This is a genomic window from Cellulosimicrobium sp. E-16 (genome assembly GCF_049913115.1).
Lineage (GTDB): Bacteria > Actinomycetota > Actinomycetes > Actinomycetales > Cellulomonadaceae > Cellulosimicrobium.
Genome location: NZ_CP183974.1, coordinates 1634185 through 1648501 on the forward strand (window position 1 = coordinate 1634185; position 14317 = coordinate 1648501).

Consider the following 14317-nt stretch of genomic DNA (forward strand, 5'->3'; position numbering starts at 1 on the left):
CGGGGTGTGCTCAGGCCGTGCAGAACGACGCGAGCAGCTCGGCAGGAGCGTTCGCGGGGCACGGGTCGAACGTGAAGATCACGAGCGTGCCGAGGACCGTGACGATCGTGAACGCGAGGTACAGCGCGAGCTTGAGGACGAGGCGAGTGCCGTCACGCTCGGCGTAGTCGTTGATGATCGTGCGCACGCCGTTGGTGCCGTGGAACATGGCCAGCCACAGCATGAGCAGGTCCCAGATCTGCCAGAACGGCGAGGCCCACTTGCCGGCGACGAAACCGAAGTCGATCGCGTGCACGCCCTCGCCGACCATGAGGTTGACGAAGAGGTGCCCGAAGATGAGGACGATCAGCACGACGCCGGACGCGCGCATGAAGATCCAGCTGTACAGCTCGTAGTTGCTGCGCGTGGCCTTGCGGCGCTTGTAGGGGTCGCGCGGGCTCGCGACCTCGACCGTGGGTGCGGCGGCCATCAGTGCCCCCCTCCGAAGACGTTCATGAGATGACGCGGCAGGAAGCCGGCCATCGTCACGACGAAGAGGCCGACGACGACCCAGAGCATGGTGCGCTGGTACCGCGGGCCCTTGGCCCAGAAGTCGACGAGGATGATGCGGATGCCGTTGAAGGCGTGGAACACGATGGCCGCGACCAGTCCCGCCTCGCCCAGGCCCATGATCGGCGTCTGGTACGTCCCGATGACGGCGTTGTAGGCCTCGGGCGACACCCGGACGAGCGCCGTGTCGAGCACGTGGACGAGCAGGAAGAAGAAGATGAGCACGCCGGTCACGCGATGCGCGACCCACGACCACATGCCTTCACGGCCGCGGTAGAGCGTGCCAGCTGGTGCACTGGGCACTTTGGGGGCCTCCTGTGGCGAGATCAGGGGGAGATGTCACGTTCCGGACGTGGCCCGGAACTCCCTCAGTCCGGACCGCGGGACCGTCGTCGGCATCGGTCTCTGGGCTTCCACCATAGTGACATCGGCGTCATGATGCGGACCGCCTGAGGCGGCGGAACGCCCTTGCGCGGGGGGTTTGTGACTGATCCCACAGCCCGCGGGGGAACTGCGCGCCTCACTATGCTGCCCCCATGGCCTCTTCGCCTCACCCCTCGTCCGCCGCGGCCGCGTCGCCGATCCCCGGCTTCCACGCCGTCGTCCCGGCGGGAGGGGCGGGCACGCGGCTGTGGCCGCTCTCGCGCGCGGGCTCGCCCAAGTTCCTCCTCGACCTCACCGGCTCGGGCCGGTCGTTGCTCCAGGCGACGGTCGACCGGCTCGTCCCGCTCGCGGGGGAGCAGGGCGTGGTCCTCGTCACCGGGGACCGCCACGTCGCCGCCGCGCGGACGCAGCTCCCGGGGCTCCCGGCCGAGAACGTCCTGGCGGAGCCGTCGCCCCGTGACTCGATGGCGGCCATCGGGCTCGCCGCGGCGGTGCTCGAGGCGCGGCACGGCGACGTCGTGGTGGGGTCGTTCGCCGCGGACCAGGTCATCACGGGCCGGGACGCGTTCGAGTCGTCGGTGCGTCAGGCGGTGGAGGCCGCGCGCGCGGGGTACGTCGTGACGATCGGGATCGCGGCCTCGCGGCCCTCGACGGCCTTCGGGTACGTGCACAGCGGCGCCCCGCTCGGCGTCGAGGGCGCTCCGAGCGCGCAGCACGTGCGCGGGTTCACGGAGAAGCCCGACGCGGCGACCGCGCAGCGCTACCTCGCGTCCGGCGAGTACCGCTGGAACGCCGGCATGTTCATCGTCCGGTCGTCCGTCCTCCTGGGACACCTCGCGGACCAGCGTCCGGACCTGCACGACGGCCTGCGCGCGATCGCCGCGGCGTGGGACGGCCCCGACCGCGATCGCGTGCTCGCCGAGCGCTGGCCCGCGCTCGAGCGGATCGCGATCGACCATGCCGTCGCGGAGCCGGTCGCCGCCGTCGGCGGCGTGGCGGTGGTGCCCGGCACGTTCGGGTGGGACGACGTGGGCGACTTCAACTCGCTCGCCGCGCTGCTGCCCTCGGTCGACGGTGCCGGTTCGAAGGTCCTCGGCGACACGGGCCGCGTCGTCCGTCGGGAGAGCGCAGGGTCCGTGGTCGTGCCGGCGAGCGACCGGGTCGTCACGGTGCTGGGCCTCGACGACGTCGTGGTCGTGGACACCCCGGACGCGCTGCTCGTCACCACGCGTGCCCGGGCCCAGCAGGTGAAGTCGATGGTCGAGACGGTGCGCGAGCTCGGGATGGACGAGCTCCTGTGACCGCCGACGTGACAGTCGCCGCCCGCATCGCCGCCGCCGCCGCGCGCCACGTGGACGAGGTCGTGGCGATCCGCCGCGACATCCACGCCCACCCGGAGGTCTCGCGCGCCGAGACGCGGACGACGGCGCTCCTCGCCGACCGGCTGCGGGCCGCGGGGCTCGAGCCGCGGCTCCTGCCCGGCACGGGCCTCGTGTGCGACGTCGGCCCTGCGCCGGGGGACGTGACGGCCACCGGGACGCCCGACGACGCGCCGTCGCCCGGCCGCGTGGCCCTGCGCGCCGACCTCGACGCGCTGCCGCTGCAGGACAGGTGCGACCTCCCGTGGGCCTCGACGGTCCCCGGCGTGGCGCACGCCTGCGGCCACGACGTGCACACCGCGGTGGTGCTGGGGGCCGGCCTGGTCCTCGCCGACCTCCACGCGCAGGGGGAGCTGCGCCGCGGCGTGCGGCTCGTCTTCCAGCCCGCGGAGGAGGTCCAGCCCGGCGGGTCGCTCGACGTCCTCGCCGCGGGCGCCATGGACGGCGTCGACGAGATCTACGCGGTGCACTGCGACCCCAAGGTCGACGTCGGACGCATCGGGACGCGCATCGGTCCGATCACGTCGGCGTCCGACGAGGTCTCGGTGACGATCGCGTCGCCCGGGGGGCACACCTCGCGCCCGCACCTCACGGGTGACGTGGTCTACGCGCTGGGCCAGGTCATCACCCAGGTCCCCGCGGTGCTCGGCCGGCGGCTCGACCCCCGCTCGGGCGTGAACCTCACGTGGGGCGCCGTGCACGCGGGGTCCGCGCACAACGCGATCCCGAGCACCGGGACGGTGCGCGGGACGCTGCGCTGCCTGGACGTGCGCGCGTGGGAGTTCGCGGGGCAGGTGCTGCACGACGCCGTCGAGCAGGTCGTCGCGCCCTACGAGGTCGAGGTGACCGTCCACCACACGCGCGGCGTCCCGCCCGTGGAGAACGACGAGCGCTGCACGGGGCTGCTGGAGGCCGCGGCGCGCGACGTCCTCGGCCCGGACTCGATCCTCCTGACCGAGCAGTCGCTCGGCGGCGAGGACTTCGCCTGGTACCTCACGAAGGTCCCGGGCGCGATGGCGCGGCTGGGCACGCGGACCCCCGGAGGGCGCAGCTACGACATCCACCAGGGCGACCTGCAGGTCGACGAGCGCGCGGTGGACGCGGGGATGCGCCTGCTCGCCCGTGTCGCCGCCGGTCAGGACGGGTGAAGCGGTCCCGACCCGTGGACAGGGGTGTGTCACGCCTCAGACGCAAAGTGACGCTTGCATAACGAAGCAGCGGCGTTACCGACAAGTAACGTGCAAGACCCCTCCGGCTGATTAGTGTTCGGTCCTATAGAGGCCGACGGACCGGTCCTCCCGTGCAAGGGCGCTCGGGAGGGCCCAGGGGTCCTTCCCTGCGCGGCCCTGCTACGAGAACGACAGGAGCTATCAGGTGAAGAGAGCGACTCAGGTCACCGCGCTCGCGGCCGTCGCCGCGCTCGCGCTGGCCGCGTGCGGCGCCGCACCCGAGGACGACGAGACGACCGGCGGCGGCGACGACACCGCGGGCGGCAACTCCGACTTCTCCGCGTGCATGGTGTCCGACGCCGGCGGTTTCGACGACCAGTCCTTCAACCAGGCCGGTTTCGAGGGCCTGGAGCAGGCGGAGTCCGAGCTGGGGATCACGGCCACCGAGGTCGAGTCCTCGGCGGACACGGACTACGCGCCGAACATCGACAACCTCGTCCAGCAGGGCTGCAACCTCGTCATCGGCGTCGGGTTCCTCCTCGAGGACCCGATCCAGGCGGCGGCGGAGGCGAACCCCGACACGAACTTCGCCCTCATCGACTCGTCGTTCTCCGACGCGGACTTCAACCCGGTCGAGATCGACAACGCCAAGCCGATCCTCTTCAACACGGCCGAGGCCGCGTTCCTCGCGGGCTACCTCGCGGCGGGCATGACCGAGACGGGCACGGTCGCCACGTTCGGCGGCATCCAGATCCCGTCGGTCGCCATCTTCATGGACGGCTTCGTCGACGGCGTCGCGAAGTACAACGAGGACAACGGCACCGAGGTCAAGACCCTCGGCTGGGACAAGGAGGCCCAGACGGGCTCCTTCACCGGTGACTTCGAGAACCAGGCGAACGGCCAGAACCTCGCGCAGGGCTTCATCGACCAGGGCGCGGACATCATCATGCCCGTCGCCGGCCCGGTGGGTCTCGGTGCGGCGGCCGCCGCGCAGAGCGGTGGCGCGAAGATCATCTGGGTCGACTCGGACGGCTTCCTCACGACGGAGTACGGCGACATCATCATCACCTCGGTGATGAAGCAGATCGGTCCGGCGGTCTTCGACACGGTGAGCGAGTCGGTCGACGGCAACTTCACCAACGAGCCCTACGTGGGCACGCTCGAGAACGAGGGCGTCGGCCTCGCGCCGTTCCACGACTTCGAGGACAAGGTGCCGGCCGAGCTGCAGGACATGCTCGCCCAGTACCAGGAGCAGATCATCGCCGGGGACCTGGTCGTGGAGTCGACCAACACTCCGTGACGACTCTCTGAGACCGTCGGTCCCGTGCCCGCTGCGGCGGCCGGGACCGGCGGGACGGTGGCCCGGGCGAGCCCGCCCGGGCCACCGTCGTCATGAGGCGACGCACGAGGCGACGACGCGACAGAAGTACGGTTCGATGGAGTTCCCTGTTCTCAGAGAGGCCGCCCGGTGAAGCTGGAGCTGCGCGGGATCACGAAGGTGTTCGGGTCCCTGGTCGCGAACGACCACATCGACCTGGTGATCGAGCCAGGCGAGATCCACGCCCTGCTGGGCGAGAACGGTGCGGGCAAGAGCACGCTCATGAACGTGCTGTACGGCCTGTACGACCCGGACGACGGCGAGATCCTCGTCGACGACCAGCCGGTCGCATTCACCGGGCCCGGCGACGCCATGGCGGCAGGGATCGGGATGGTGCACCAGCACTTCATGCTGGTCCCGGTGTTCTCGGTGGCGGAGAACGTCGCGCTCGGGCACGAGCCCGTGAAGGGCGCCGGTCTCATCGACGCCCGACGTGCGCGGCGGCTGGTCCAGGAGATCTCCGACCGCTTCGGGTTCGAGGTCGACCCGGACGCGATGGTCGAGGACATCCCGGTCGGCGTGCAGCAGCGCGTCGAGATCATCAAGGCGCTCTCGCGCGACGCGCGCGTGCTCATCCTCGACGAGCCGACCGCGGTCCTGACCCCGCAGGAGACCGACGAGCTCATCGCGATCATGCGCCAGCTCAAGGCCGCGGGGACGTCGATCGTCTTCATCACGCACAAGCTGCGCGAGGTGCGCGCCGTGGCGGACCGCATCACGGTCATCCGTCGCGGGAAGGTCGTGGGGACCGCGGACCCGAGCGCGAGCGAGACCGAGCTCGCGTCCCTCATGGTCGGCCGGTCCGTCTCGCTCGGCGTGGAGAAGGCGCCCGCCGAGCCGGGCGACGCGACGTTCCGGGTCACCGACCTCACGGTCATGGACGACCTCGACACCGCGGTCGTCGACCGCGTGAGCCTCGACGTCGCGCGGGGCGAGATCCTCGTCCTCGCGGGCGTCCAGGGCAACGGGCAGACCGAGCTCACCGAGACGATCGTGGGCCTGCGCAAGCCTGTCGCCGGCTCCATCACGCTCGACGGCAAGGAGCTCGTCGGCCGCGGGGTGTCGGACGTCCTCGCTGCCGGTGTCGGGTACGTGCCGGAGGACCGGAGCACGGACGGCATCGTCGGGACGTTCTCCGTCGAGGAGAACCTCGTCCTCGACCTCTTCGACCGTCCCCCCTACTCGCGCGGCGGCGCGCTCAACCGGGCCGCGATCCGCGACAACGCCGAGCAGCGGGTGGTCGAGTTCGACGTCCGCACCCAGACGGTCGAGGTGCCCGCCGGGAACCTCTCCGGCGGCAACCAGCAGAAGGTCGTCCTCGCGCGCGAGATGTCGCGCCCGCTGCGCCTGCTCATCGCGTCGCAGCCGACGCGCGGGCTCGACGTCGGGTCGATCGAGTTCGTCCACAAGCGCGTCGTCGAGGAGCGCGACAACGGCACCCCGGTGATCATCGTCTCGACCGAGCTCGACGAGGTGCTCGCCCTCGCGGACCGGATCGCCGTGATGTACCGCGGCCGCATCGTCGGCGTCGTCCCCGGCGGCACGGACCGCGACGTGCTGGGGCTCATGATGGCGGGGGTCCCGCTCGACGAGGCCGTCGCGCAGGCGGCCGAGCACCGCACCACCCTCGGCGAGGCCGACATCGAGGCGGGAGACGCGCCGTCGAGCGCCGGGGTCGACGTCGACCTGGCCGACGCCGACGCCCGCGAGGAGGAGATCCAGTGACCCAGCAGGCCATGCCCGACGACGCGGCGGCCGTCCCGCCGACGCCCGCGCCGCCGAGCGACACCACGAAGCCCCGGCCGCCGGCCGGAGCGAGCATCCTGCGCGAGATGCTGGAGAGCAGCTGGCTCGTCTCGCTGCTCGCGATCGTCGCGGCCCTCGTCCTCGGCGGCGTGCTCATCGCGGCGGCCGACCCGGAGGTCCAGGAGGCCGCGACCTACTTCTTCGCGCGGCCGGCGGACTTCTTCGAGGCCGTCTGGAACGCCGTGTTCGGCGCCTACAGCGCGCTCTTCCAGGGCGCCGTCATCAACTTCCAGGCGCCCGACCTCCAGCGGGCCCTCCGCCCGCTGACCGAGACCATGACGGTCTCGACCCCTCTCATCCTCGCGGGCCTCGGCCTCGGCATCGGGTTCCGCGCCGGCCTGTTCAACATCGGTGCGCAGGGCCAGATCATCCTGGGCGGCATCTTCGCCGGGTTCATCGGCTTCACGTTCTCCCTGCCCCCCGGCCTGCACCTGCTGCTCGCGGTCCTCGGTGCCGCGCTCGGCGGGGCGATCTGGGCGAGCATCGCGGGTGTGCTCAAGGCCAGGACGGGCGCGCACGAGGTGATCGTCACGATCATGCTCAACAACATCGCGGTCTACCTCGTGGCGTACCTGCTCACGACGCCCGCGTTCCAGCGCCCGGGCAGCAGCAACCCGATCAGCCCGCCCATCCCGAGCTCGGCCACGTTCCCGCTGCTGCTCGGCGAGGGCTTCCGCCTGCACCTCGGCTTCGTGCTGGCCCTGCTCGTGGCCGTGGGCGTGTGGTGGCTCATGGAGCGCTCGACGCTCGGCTTCCGTTTCCGCGCTGTCGGCGAGAACCCGCACGCGGCGCGCACGGCGGGCATCTCCGTGGCGTGGGTGACTGTCTGGGTCATGGCCATCGCCGGTGCGCTCGCGGGTCTCGGCGGTGCTGCGCAGGTGCTCGGCACCGAGAAGGTCCTCACCGCGGGCGTCGCCGCGAGCTTCGGGTTCGACGCGATCACCGTGGCGCTCCTCGGTCGCTCCCGGCCGCTCGGGACCGTGCTCGCCGGTCTGCTCTTCGGCGCCCTCCGCGCGGGCGGCTTCGCGATGCAGGCACGTACCGGGACGCCGATCGACATCGTGCTCGTCGTGCAGTCCCTCATCGTGCTCTTCATCGCCGCCCCGCCGCTCGTGCGGGCGATCTTCCGGCTCCCCACCCCGGGTGGCCCGACGCGCGCCGAGCGGCACGCCGCGCGGCGGCGGGCCAAGGCGGGCACGACCACCACGACGACGCAGGAGGTCGGAGCATGAGCACCGCGACCACCACCCCGGCGCCGGCCGCCGCGCCGGAGCGCGCGGCGAAGCCGCTGCCGCCCATCAGCTGGAAGGCCCCCGTCGCGTACACGGTCATCGGGCTGCTGTCACTGGTCTTCTTCGCCCTGCTCCCCGCCGGCGGGCAGCAGACGACGTTCCGCCTCTCGACGGCGAACGACTTCTTCCAGATCGAGCCGATCACGGTCAGCTCGACGGGAGCGGCCCTGTTCCTGTCGATCCTCGCGCTCCTGCTCGCAGGGCTGTCCTTCTGGGCGGCGCGCGACCGGCGCAAGGTCGGCGTCTGGCTCCCCATCGTGTTCGGCGTCGCCGTGGTCTTCGCCTTCCTGAGCTGGGCGGGGGCGGGCAAGTCCGCGATCCCGCTCACGGGGCTGCTGCAGGGCTCGCTCTTCCTGGCGGTCCCGCTCGTGTTCGGGGCGCTCTCGGGCGTGCTGTGCGAGCGCGTCGGCATCATCAACATCGCGATCGAGGGCCAGCTCCTCGCCGGGGCGTTCCTCGCCGCGGTCGTCGCGTCGCTGACGTCGTCCGCGTACGCGGGTCTCATCGCCGCCCCGATCGCGGGTGCCCTCGTGGGCGTGCTGCTCGTGATCTTCTCGGTGAAGTACTGGGTGAACCAGATCATCGTCGGCGTCGTGCTCAACGTGCTCGTCGTGGGCGTGACGAGCTACCTGTACTCCACGGTGCTCACGGAGGACCCGGGTACGTGGAACACGCGGACCCCGCTCCCCGTGATCGAGATCCCGGTGCTCTCGCAGATCCCCGTCGTGGGCCCCGTGCTCTTCCGCCAGACGCTGCTCGTCTACATCATGTACGTCGTCGTGATCCTGCTCCAGGTCTTCCTCTTCCGGAGCCGCTGGGGCCTGCGCCTGCGCGCGGTCGGCGAGCACCCCAAGGCCGCCGACACGGTGGGGATCAAGGTCAACGCGACCCGCGTGCGCAACACGATCCTCGGCGGCGCGGTCGCCGGCCTCGGCGGCGCGTTCTTCACGGTCGCTGCGGGCCTCGCGTTCGGCAAGGAGATGACCGGCGGCAAGGGCTTCATCGCTCTCGCGGCCATGATCCTCGGCCGGTGGAACCCCGTCGGCGCGCTCGTCGCGGCGCTCCTGTTCGGCTTCTCCGACAACCTGCAGACGGTGCTCGGCATCGTCGGCACGCCGATCCCGAGCCAGATCATGCTCATGACGCCGTACGTCGTGACGATCTTCGCCGTCGCGGGTCTCGTCGGGCGCGTGCGCCCGCCGGCCGCCGAGGGCATCCCCTACGTGAAGTGAGGTCACGGTGCCGATGACAGACCTGCCGCACGTGCACGACGCCGAGCCCCGGCCGGGCGAGGGGACGGACCAGGGCGGGACCGCCGTCGGGCCGACCGTCGACTGGGACGCCCTGCGCGACACCGCGCGCGAGATCATGACCCGCGCGTACGCCCCCTACTCAGGCTTCCCGGTGGGCGCCGCCGCGCTCGTGGACGACGGGCGCGTCGTCGTCGGGTGCAACGTGGAGAACGCCGCCTACGGCGTGACGCTGTGCGCCGAGTGCTCGCTCGTGAGCTCGCTCGTCGGGACGGGCGGGGGCCGACTCGTCGCGTTCGCGTGCGTCGACCGGCACGGGGCCACGCTCATGCCGTGCGGGCGCTGCCGACAGCTCCTGTGGGAGCACGGGGGCCCCGACCTGCTGGTCGACACCGTGCGTGGTATCAAGACGATGAGGGACGTGCTGCCCGACGCCTTCGGGCCCGAGGATCTGGAGGAGCGCTCGTGACCAGCGACGACGTGACCCCGCAGGGTGGCGGGACCGAGGACCAGGACGCGACGGCGGAGGCGCCCGTCGGGGCCGACGGCGACGCCGGGGGAGCGGACGGCGAGGGGCCGGCTCCCGAGCCGTTCGACGCCGTCGACGTCATCCGGACGAAGCGCGACGGCGTGCGGCTCGACGCGGCACAGATCGACTGGGTGATCGACGCCTACACGCGCGGCGTCGTCGCCGAGGAGCAGATGGCCGCGCTCGCGATGGCGATCTACCTCAACGGCATGGACCGGACCGAGATCGGCCGCTGGACGCAGGCGATGATCGCCTCGGGCGAGCGGATGGACTTCTCGGGGCTCTCGCGACCGACCGCGGACAAGCACTCGACCGGAGGCGTGGGGGACAAGATCACGCTGCCGCTCGCGCCGCTCGTCGCGGTGTACGGCGTCGCGGTGCCGCAGCTGTCCGGGCGCGGCCTCGGGCACACGGGCGGCACGCTCGACAAGCTCGAGGCGATCCCGGGCTGGCGCGCGGCGCTGACCAACGAGCAGATGATGAACGCGCTCGAGCACGTCGGCGCGGTGATCTGCCAGGCGGGCTCCGGCCTCGCGCCCGCGGACCGGCTCCTGTATGCGCTGCGCGACGTCACGGGCACGGTCGAGTCCATCCCGCTCATCGCGAGCTCGATCATGAGCAAGAAGATCGCGGAGGGCACCGGGGCGCTGGTGCTCGACGTCAAGGTCGGGTCCGGCGCGTTCATGAAGGAGCTCGGCTCGGCACGCGAGCTCGCGCGGACCATGGTCGACCTCGGGACCGACGCCGGTGTGCGCACGGTCGCGCTGCTCACGGACATGTCGACGCCGCTCGGCCTGACCGCGGGCAACGCGCTCGAGGTGCGCGAGTCGGTCGAGGTGATGAAGGGCGGCGGTCCGCAGGACGTCGTGGACCTCACGGTCGCGCTCGCTCTCGAGATGCTCGCCGGCGCGGGCCGCCCGCAGGACGAGGACGACGTGCGGCACGCGCTCGTGGGCGGCCGCGCGCTCGACAAGTGGCGCGAGATGATCGCCGAGCAGGGCGGCGACTCGCGTGCCCCGCTGCCGGTGGCGCGCGAGCGGGAGCACGTCGTCGCCGACCGCGACGGCGTCCTCGAGCGGCTCGACGCGTACGCCGTCGGGGTCGCCGCGTGGCGCCTGGGCGCGGGGCGCGCGCGCAAGGAGGACCCCGTGCAGGCGGGAGCGGGCGTCGAGCTGTTCGCCAAGCCGGGGGACACCGTGCGCAAGGGGCAGCACCTCATGACGCTGCACACGGACACGCCCGAGCGCTTCGAGCGGGCCGTGCAGGCGCTCGAGGGGGCGTGGGCGATCGCGGACCCGGGCACCGTCGTCGAGCGTCGACCGGTCGTCCTGGACCGCGTGGACTGACGTGGGCGTGCGCTGACCGTGGGCGGTGACGAGCAGGACGTCCAGGCGGGCGGCGAGGCACCGGCCGACGTGCGCCGGCCCCGCTCGGTGTACGGGGTGGGGACCGAGCCCGACGCGCGGTTCAGCCTCGCGAACGAGCGCACCGCGCTCGCGTGGGTCCGGACAGGGCTGGGACTCGTCGCGGGCGGCGTCGCGCTGACGTCCTTCGCGACGTTCGCCGACATGCCGGGCGTGCTCGACGTCGTCGCCGGCGTCGCGTGCCTCGCCGGCGCGGGGTTCGCGGGCTATGCGCTCGTCGCCTGGCGACGCAACGAGCGTGCGCTGCGCCTGCGCCGGCGGCTGCCCGCGCCGAGCGGGCTGCCCGTGCTCGTCGTCGGCGTCGTGATCCTCGCGCTCCTGCTCGCGGGGTACGCCGTCGGGTCGGCGACCGGGTCATGAGCGCCGCCCCCGAGCAGCCGGCTCCCTCGCCCCGCGACGAAGGGCTGCAGCCCGAGCGCACGGCGCTCGCGTGGCAGCGGACGGTGCTCGGCGTGGTCGTCGGGTCGCTCGTCCTCGCGGCCGCCGGCCTCCGTTCCGGGTCCACGGTGACCGTGTGCGCGGCGGTCGCCGTCGGCGTCCTGGCGCTGGTTCCCGCCGTGCTCCGGACCCCGACCGGCGGGCTGCCCGGGAGCGGCCGTCTGTACTCGTGGTCGTTCCTCGTGCGCGTCGCGAGCCTCGTCGTCGTGCTCGCCCTCGTGGGCGCCGTCTGGGCGCTCGGCCGGGCGTGGGGAGCGGCATGAAAGCCTCCGGCGCGCTCGGCGCGATCCGTGTCACCGACCTCGCGCGGCTCGTGCCCGCCCGTGCGGTGCCGGGACCACCGCCCGGTGACCGCTACCGGCCCGACGGCGGCACGGAGCACGCGCTCGACCTCGCCCGCCGCGCGGGCCACCCCGTCCCGCGGGTGCGTGCCCTCGCCACGACCCTCGGTGCGCTCGACCCGAGGACCCGGCGCGCCGTCGTCGACCCGCTGGGCCGTGCCGCGCCCGAGGCGTCACGTGACCGCCCGGTCCGACCGCTCGAGCTCGGCGGGGATCCCGCGCGCCAGACCGACGCGACGACGTGCGGCTCGGCCGTGCTCGGGCTGCTCGCCGCGGCCGGCGACCCGGTGCTCGCCCTGTGGCTCGCCACGGGCCTGCGCCCCGGGGACGGCCCGCGGCCCGGCGGCCGGTCCTGGTCGGGCGGCTCGGCACGGTTCGGGGAGCTGCAGCAGGCGGTGAAGCGGCGCACCAACCGCGGAGCCCTCGGGCCGTTGCCGTGGCCCGCCGCCCTCGGGACGCCGCCGTGGGGCGCCGCGCGGGCCGCGTGCTACGCGGACGTGCGCTACGCCGAGCGCGTCGTCGTCGGCGCTGGGAGCGAGCGGGTGGTCCGGGCCGCCCTCGTCGCGGCCGCGCGCGGTGTGCCGGTGCCCCTCTTCACGGGCGGCGACCTCGCGCTCGGGATCGCGACGGCGGTGCCGCGCCACGTCGTGCTCCTCACGGACGCCGACGCGCAGGCGCGCCGGTGCCGGGTCTACGAGCCGTCGTCGGGCATCGTGCACGACCTGGACGCCGGGTTGCTGCTGGACGGCGTGCGGTCGCCGGAGGTGCGACGCGCGCTCGGGGGCTGGCCGCACGTCTGCTGGGCCCTCCTGCCCGCCGGCCGGTAGGGCTGGCGAGCCCCCGCACCCGGCGCGAGGATGGAGGCGCCGCCACGTCTGTGGCGCGCGCCGAGTCGTCAGGTGAGGAGTCGCCATGAGCACCGTGCCCGGGAACGACGCGTGGCGGGACGCCGGCCTGGTCGAGCAGGACGACGAGGTCGTGAGCCTGGTCGAGGAGTCGGAGGACGCCGGTCCCGGCGTCGACGACTCCGAGCACGAGGGCGACGAGTACCGTCCGCGCACCGCGCGCCCCGACCTCGAGGGCGAGGCGAACGAGGCCGACGTCGTCGAGCAGGCGTCCGCCGTGCCGGGCGAGGAGGACGACTACGCCTGACCGGCCAGGCACCGGGCGACCGCTCGGCGCGAGCGCGGGCGTACCGGCCGGTACCGTGAGCGCATGACCACCGAGAACGCCCCCCTGACGGTCGACGTCATCCGCTCGCTGCCCAAGGTCGTGCTGCACGACCATCTCGACGGCGGGCTCCGCCCCGCCACGATCCTCGAGCTCGCCGCCGACGTCGGTCACCAGCTCCCCGCGGGCGACGCCGAGGCCCTCGGCGCCTGGTTCGCCGAGTCGGCCGACTCCGGTTCGCTCGTGCGCTACCTCGAGACGTTCGACCACACCATCGCGGTCATGCAGACACCGGCCGCGCTGGCCCGCGTGGCGCGCGAGGCGGTGCTCGACCTCGCACGCGACGGCGTCGTGTACGCCGAGCAGCGCTGGGCCCCCGAGCAGCACCTCCAGCGCGGGCTGACGCTCCAGGAGACGGTCGACGCCGTGCAGTCCGGCATCGAGCAGGGCGTCGCCGAGGCCGCCGCCGAGGGGCGCACCATCCGCGTCGGGCAGCTCGTCACCGCCATGCGGCACGCCGACCGGTGGCAGGAGATCGCCGAGCTCGCCGTCGCGAACCGTGCCAACGGCGTCGTCGGGTTCGACATCGCCGGCGCCGAGGACGGGTTCCCGCCCTCGCGCCACGCGGAGATCTGGCGCTACCTCGCGGACCAGAACTTCCCCGTCACCATCCACGCGGGCGAGGCGGCCGGGCCGGAGTCGATCGCCGAGGCCGTGCACCTCGGGCAGGCGAGCCGCATCGGCCACGGCGTGCGCATCGTCGAGGACGTCACGTTCGACCCCGAGTTCCCGCACAGCGCCGAGGGCGAGCCCGGGACTGCCGCGCTCGGCCTCCTCGCGCACTGGGTGCGAGACCACCAGATCCCGCTCGAGCTGTGCCCGTCGTCCAACGTGCAGACCGGGGCGGCGACGTCGGTCGCGGCCCACCCGATCACGCGCCTCAAGGAGCTCGACTTCGCGGTCACGCTCAACACCGACAACCGGCTCATGTCGCGCACGACGATGACGCAGGAGATGGCGCTGCTCGTCGAGCACGCCGGGTGGACGATCGACGACCTCGCCGACGTGACGATGAACGCCGCCTGGAGCGCGTTCGTCCACCACGACGAGCGCCGCGCGCTCGTCGACGACGTGATCCTGCCGGGCTACCAGGAGGTCCAGGGCGCCCAGCTCTGAGCGGACCTGCAGACCCGCCCGGGTCGCCGAAC

Annotated in this window: 15 protein-coding genes; 13 read left to right on the forward strand and 2 right to left on the reverse strand. The window is 73.0% G+C overall.

Going from position 1 to position 14317, the window contains the following annotated elements; genetic code table 11:
- Positions 1 to 10: 10 nt before the first annotated feature.
- On the reverse strand, positions 11 to 469 hold the full coding sequence (locus tag ACN9MS_RS07135; RefSeq protein WP_141388663.1) for a succinate dehydrogenase hydrophobic membrane anchor subunit: 459 nt from the start codon (positions 467 to 469) through the stop codon (positions 11 to 13).
- On the reverse strand, positions 469 to 807 hold the full coding sequence (sdhC, locus tag ACN9MS_RS07140) for a succinate dehydrogenase, cytochrome b556 subunit (protein WP_426311850.1): 339 nt from the start codon (positions 805 to 807) through the stop codon (positions 469 to 471). Before sdhC ends, ACN9MS_RS07135 begins: the two co-directional genes overlap by 1 nt.
- Before the next feature lie 278 nt (positions 808 to 1085).
- Between sdhC and ACN9MS_RS07145 the strand changes: the two genes are divergently transcribed.
- The 13 genes from ACN9MS_RS07145 to ACN9MS_RS07205 all read left to right on the forward strand — a co-directional run bounded on the left by ACN9MS_RS07145 (position 1086) and on the right by ACN9MS_RS07205 (position 14285).
- On the forward strand, positions 1086 to 2234 hold the full coding sequence (locus ACN9MS_RS07145; RefSeq protein WP_426311312.1) for a mannose-1-phosphate guanylyltransferase: 1149 nt from the start codon (positions 1086 to 1088) through the stop codon (positions 2232 to 2234).
- Positions 2231 to 3460 (forward strand): amidohydrolase, encoded by a 1230-nt coding sequence (locus ACN9MS_RS07150; protein WP_426311313.1) that lies wholly within the window; start codon positions 2231 to 2233, stop codon positions 3458 to 3460. Before ACN9MS_RS07145 ends, ACN9MS_RS07150 begins: the two co-directional genes overlap by 4 nt.
- Positions 3461 to 3686: 226 nt before the next feature.
- Positions 3687 to 4781 (forward strand): BMP family lipoprotein, encoded by a 1095-nt coding sequence (locus ACN9MS_RS07155; protein ID WP_426311314.1) that lies wholly within the window; start codon positions 3687 to 3689, stop codon positions 4779 to 4781.
- 168 nt (positions 4782 to 4949) lie between these two features.
- A complete protein-coding gene (locus ACN9MS_RS07160; RefSeq protein ID WP_426311315.1) occupies positions 4950 to 6584 on the forward strand; it encodes an ABC transporter ATP-binding protein in 1635 nt (544 codons plus the stop codon).
- A gap of 11 nt (positions 6585 to 6595) precedes the next feature.
- On the forward strand, positions 6596 to 7897 hold the full coding sequence (locus tag ACN9MS_RS07165; protein WP_426311851.1) for an ABC transporter permease: 1302 nt from the start codon (positions 6596 to 6598) through the stop codon (positions 7895 to 7897).
- Entirely contained in the window at positions 7894 to 9189 is a 1296-nt protein-coding gene (locus ACN9MS_RS07170) for an ABC transporter permease (RefSeq protein WP_426311316.1), read from the forward strand. The genes ACN9MS_RS07165 and ACN9MS_RS07170 overlap by 4 nt, the downstream gene beginning before the upstream one ends.
- A 136-nt stretch (positions 9190 to 9325) precedes the next feature.
- The gene (locus tag ACN9MS_RS07175; protein WP_253051439.1) at positions 9326 to 9676 is read left to right on the forward strand and encodes a cytidine deaminase; all 351 of its coding nucleotides are present in this window, start codon (positions 9326 to 9328) and stop codon (positions 9674 to 9676) included.
- Between the two features lie 140 nt (positions 9677 to 9816).
- On the forward strand, positions 9817 to 11082 hold the full coding sequence (locus ACN9MS_RS07180) for a thymidine phosphorylase (RefSeq protein ID WP_426311852.1): 1266 nt from the start codon (positions 9817 to 9819) through the stop codon (positions 11080 to 11082).
- Positions 11083 to 11100: 18 nt separating this feature from the next.
- Positions 11101 to 11520 (forward strand): YidH family protein, encoded by a 420-nt coding sequence (locus ACN9MS_RS07185; protein WP_426311317.1) that lies wholly within the window; start codon positions 11101 to 11103, stop codon positions 11518 to 11520.
- A complete protein-coding gene (locus tag ACN9MS_RS07190) occupies positions 11517 to 11861 on the forward strand; it encodes a DUF202 domain-containing protein (RefSeq protein WP_426311318.1) in 345 nt (114 codons plus the stop codon). The genes ACN9MS_RS07185 and ACN9MS_RS07190 overlap by 4 nt, the downstream gene beginning before the upstream one ends.
- The gene (locus tag ACN9MS_RS07195) at positions 11858 to 12766 is read left to right on the forward strand and encodes a hypothetical protein (protein WP_426311319.1); all 909 of its coding nucleotides are present in this window, start codon (positions 11858 to 11860) and stop codon (positions 12764 to 12766) included. The genes ACN9MS_RS07190 and ACN9MS_RS07195 overlap by 4 nt, the downstream gene beginning before the upstream one ends.
- An 85-nt stretch (positions 12767 to 12851) precedes the next feature.
- Positions 12852 to 13091, forward strand: a complete 240-nt coding sequence (locus ACN9MS_RS07200; protein WP_426311320.1) for a hypothetical protein — start codon at positions 12852 to 12854, stop codon at positions 13089 to 13091.
- 63 nt (positions 13092 to 13154) lie between these two features.
- Positions 13155 to 14285 carry an adenosine deaminase gene (locus ACN9MS_RS07205; protein ID WP_426311321.1) on the forward strand — a complete coding sequence of 377 codons (1131 nt, stop codon included), beginning with the start codon at positions 13155 to 13157 and terminating at the stop codon, positions 14283 to 14285.
- The last annotated feature ends 32 nt before the right edge of the window (positions 14286 to 14317 follow it).

What these genes read in the sequence shown, in the direction of transcription:
- ACN9MS_RS07135 (WP_141388663.1), bottom strand. Translation starts at nt 469, where the DNA reads ATGGCCGCCGCACCCACGGTCGAGGTCGCGAGCCCGCGCGACCCCTAC.
- sdhC (WP_426311850.1), bottom strand. Translation starts at nt 807, where the DNA reads ATGTGGTCGTGGGTCGCGCATCGCGTGACCGGCGTGCTCATCTTCTTC.
- ACN9MS_RS07145 (WP_426311312.1), top strand. Translation starts at nt 1,086, where the DNA reads ATGGCCTCTTCGCCTCACCCCTCGTCCGCCGCGGCCGCGTCGCCGATC.
- ACN9MS_RS07165 (WP_426311851.1), top strand. Translation starts at nt 6,596, where the DNA reads ATGCCCGACGACGCGGCGGCCGTCCCGCCGACGCCCGCGCCGCCGAGC.
- ACN9MS_RS07170 (WP_426311316.1), top strand. Translation starts at nt 7,894, where the DNA reads ATGAGCACCGCGACCACCACCCCGGCGCCGGCCGCCGCGCCGGAGCGC.
- ACN9MS_RS07175 (WP_253051439.1), top strand. Translation starts at nt 9,326, where the DNA reads ATGACCCGCGCGTACGCCCCCTACTCAGGCTTCCCGGTGGGCGCCGCC.
- ACN9MS_RS07190 (WP_426311318.1), top strand. Translation starts at nt 11,517, where the DNA reads ATGAGCGCCGCCCCCGAGCAGCCGGCTCCCTCGCCCCGCGACGAAGGG.
- ACN9MS_RS07195 (WP_426311319.1), top strand. Translation starts at nt 11,858, where the DNA reads ATGAAAGCCTCCGGCGCGCTCGGCGCGATCCGTGTCACCGACCTCGCG.
- ACN9MS_RS07200 (WP_426311320.1), top strand. Translation starts at nt 12,852, where the DNA reads ATGAGCACCGTGCCCGGGAACGACGCGTGGCGGGACGCCGGCCTGGTC.
- ACN9MS_RS07205 (WP_426311321.1), top strand. Translation starts at nt 13,155, where the DNA reads ATGACCACCGAGAACGCCCCCCTGACGGTCGACGTCATCCGCTCGCTG.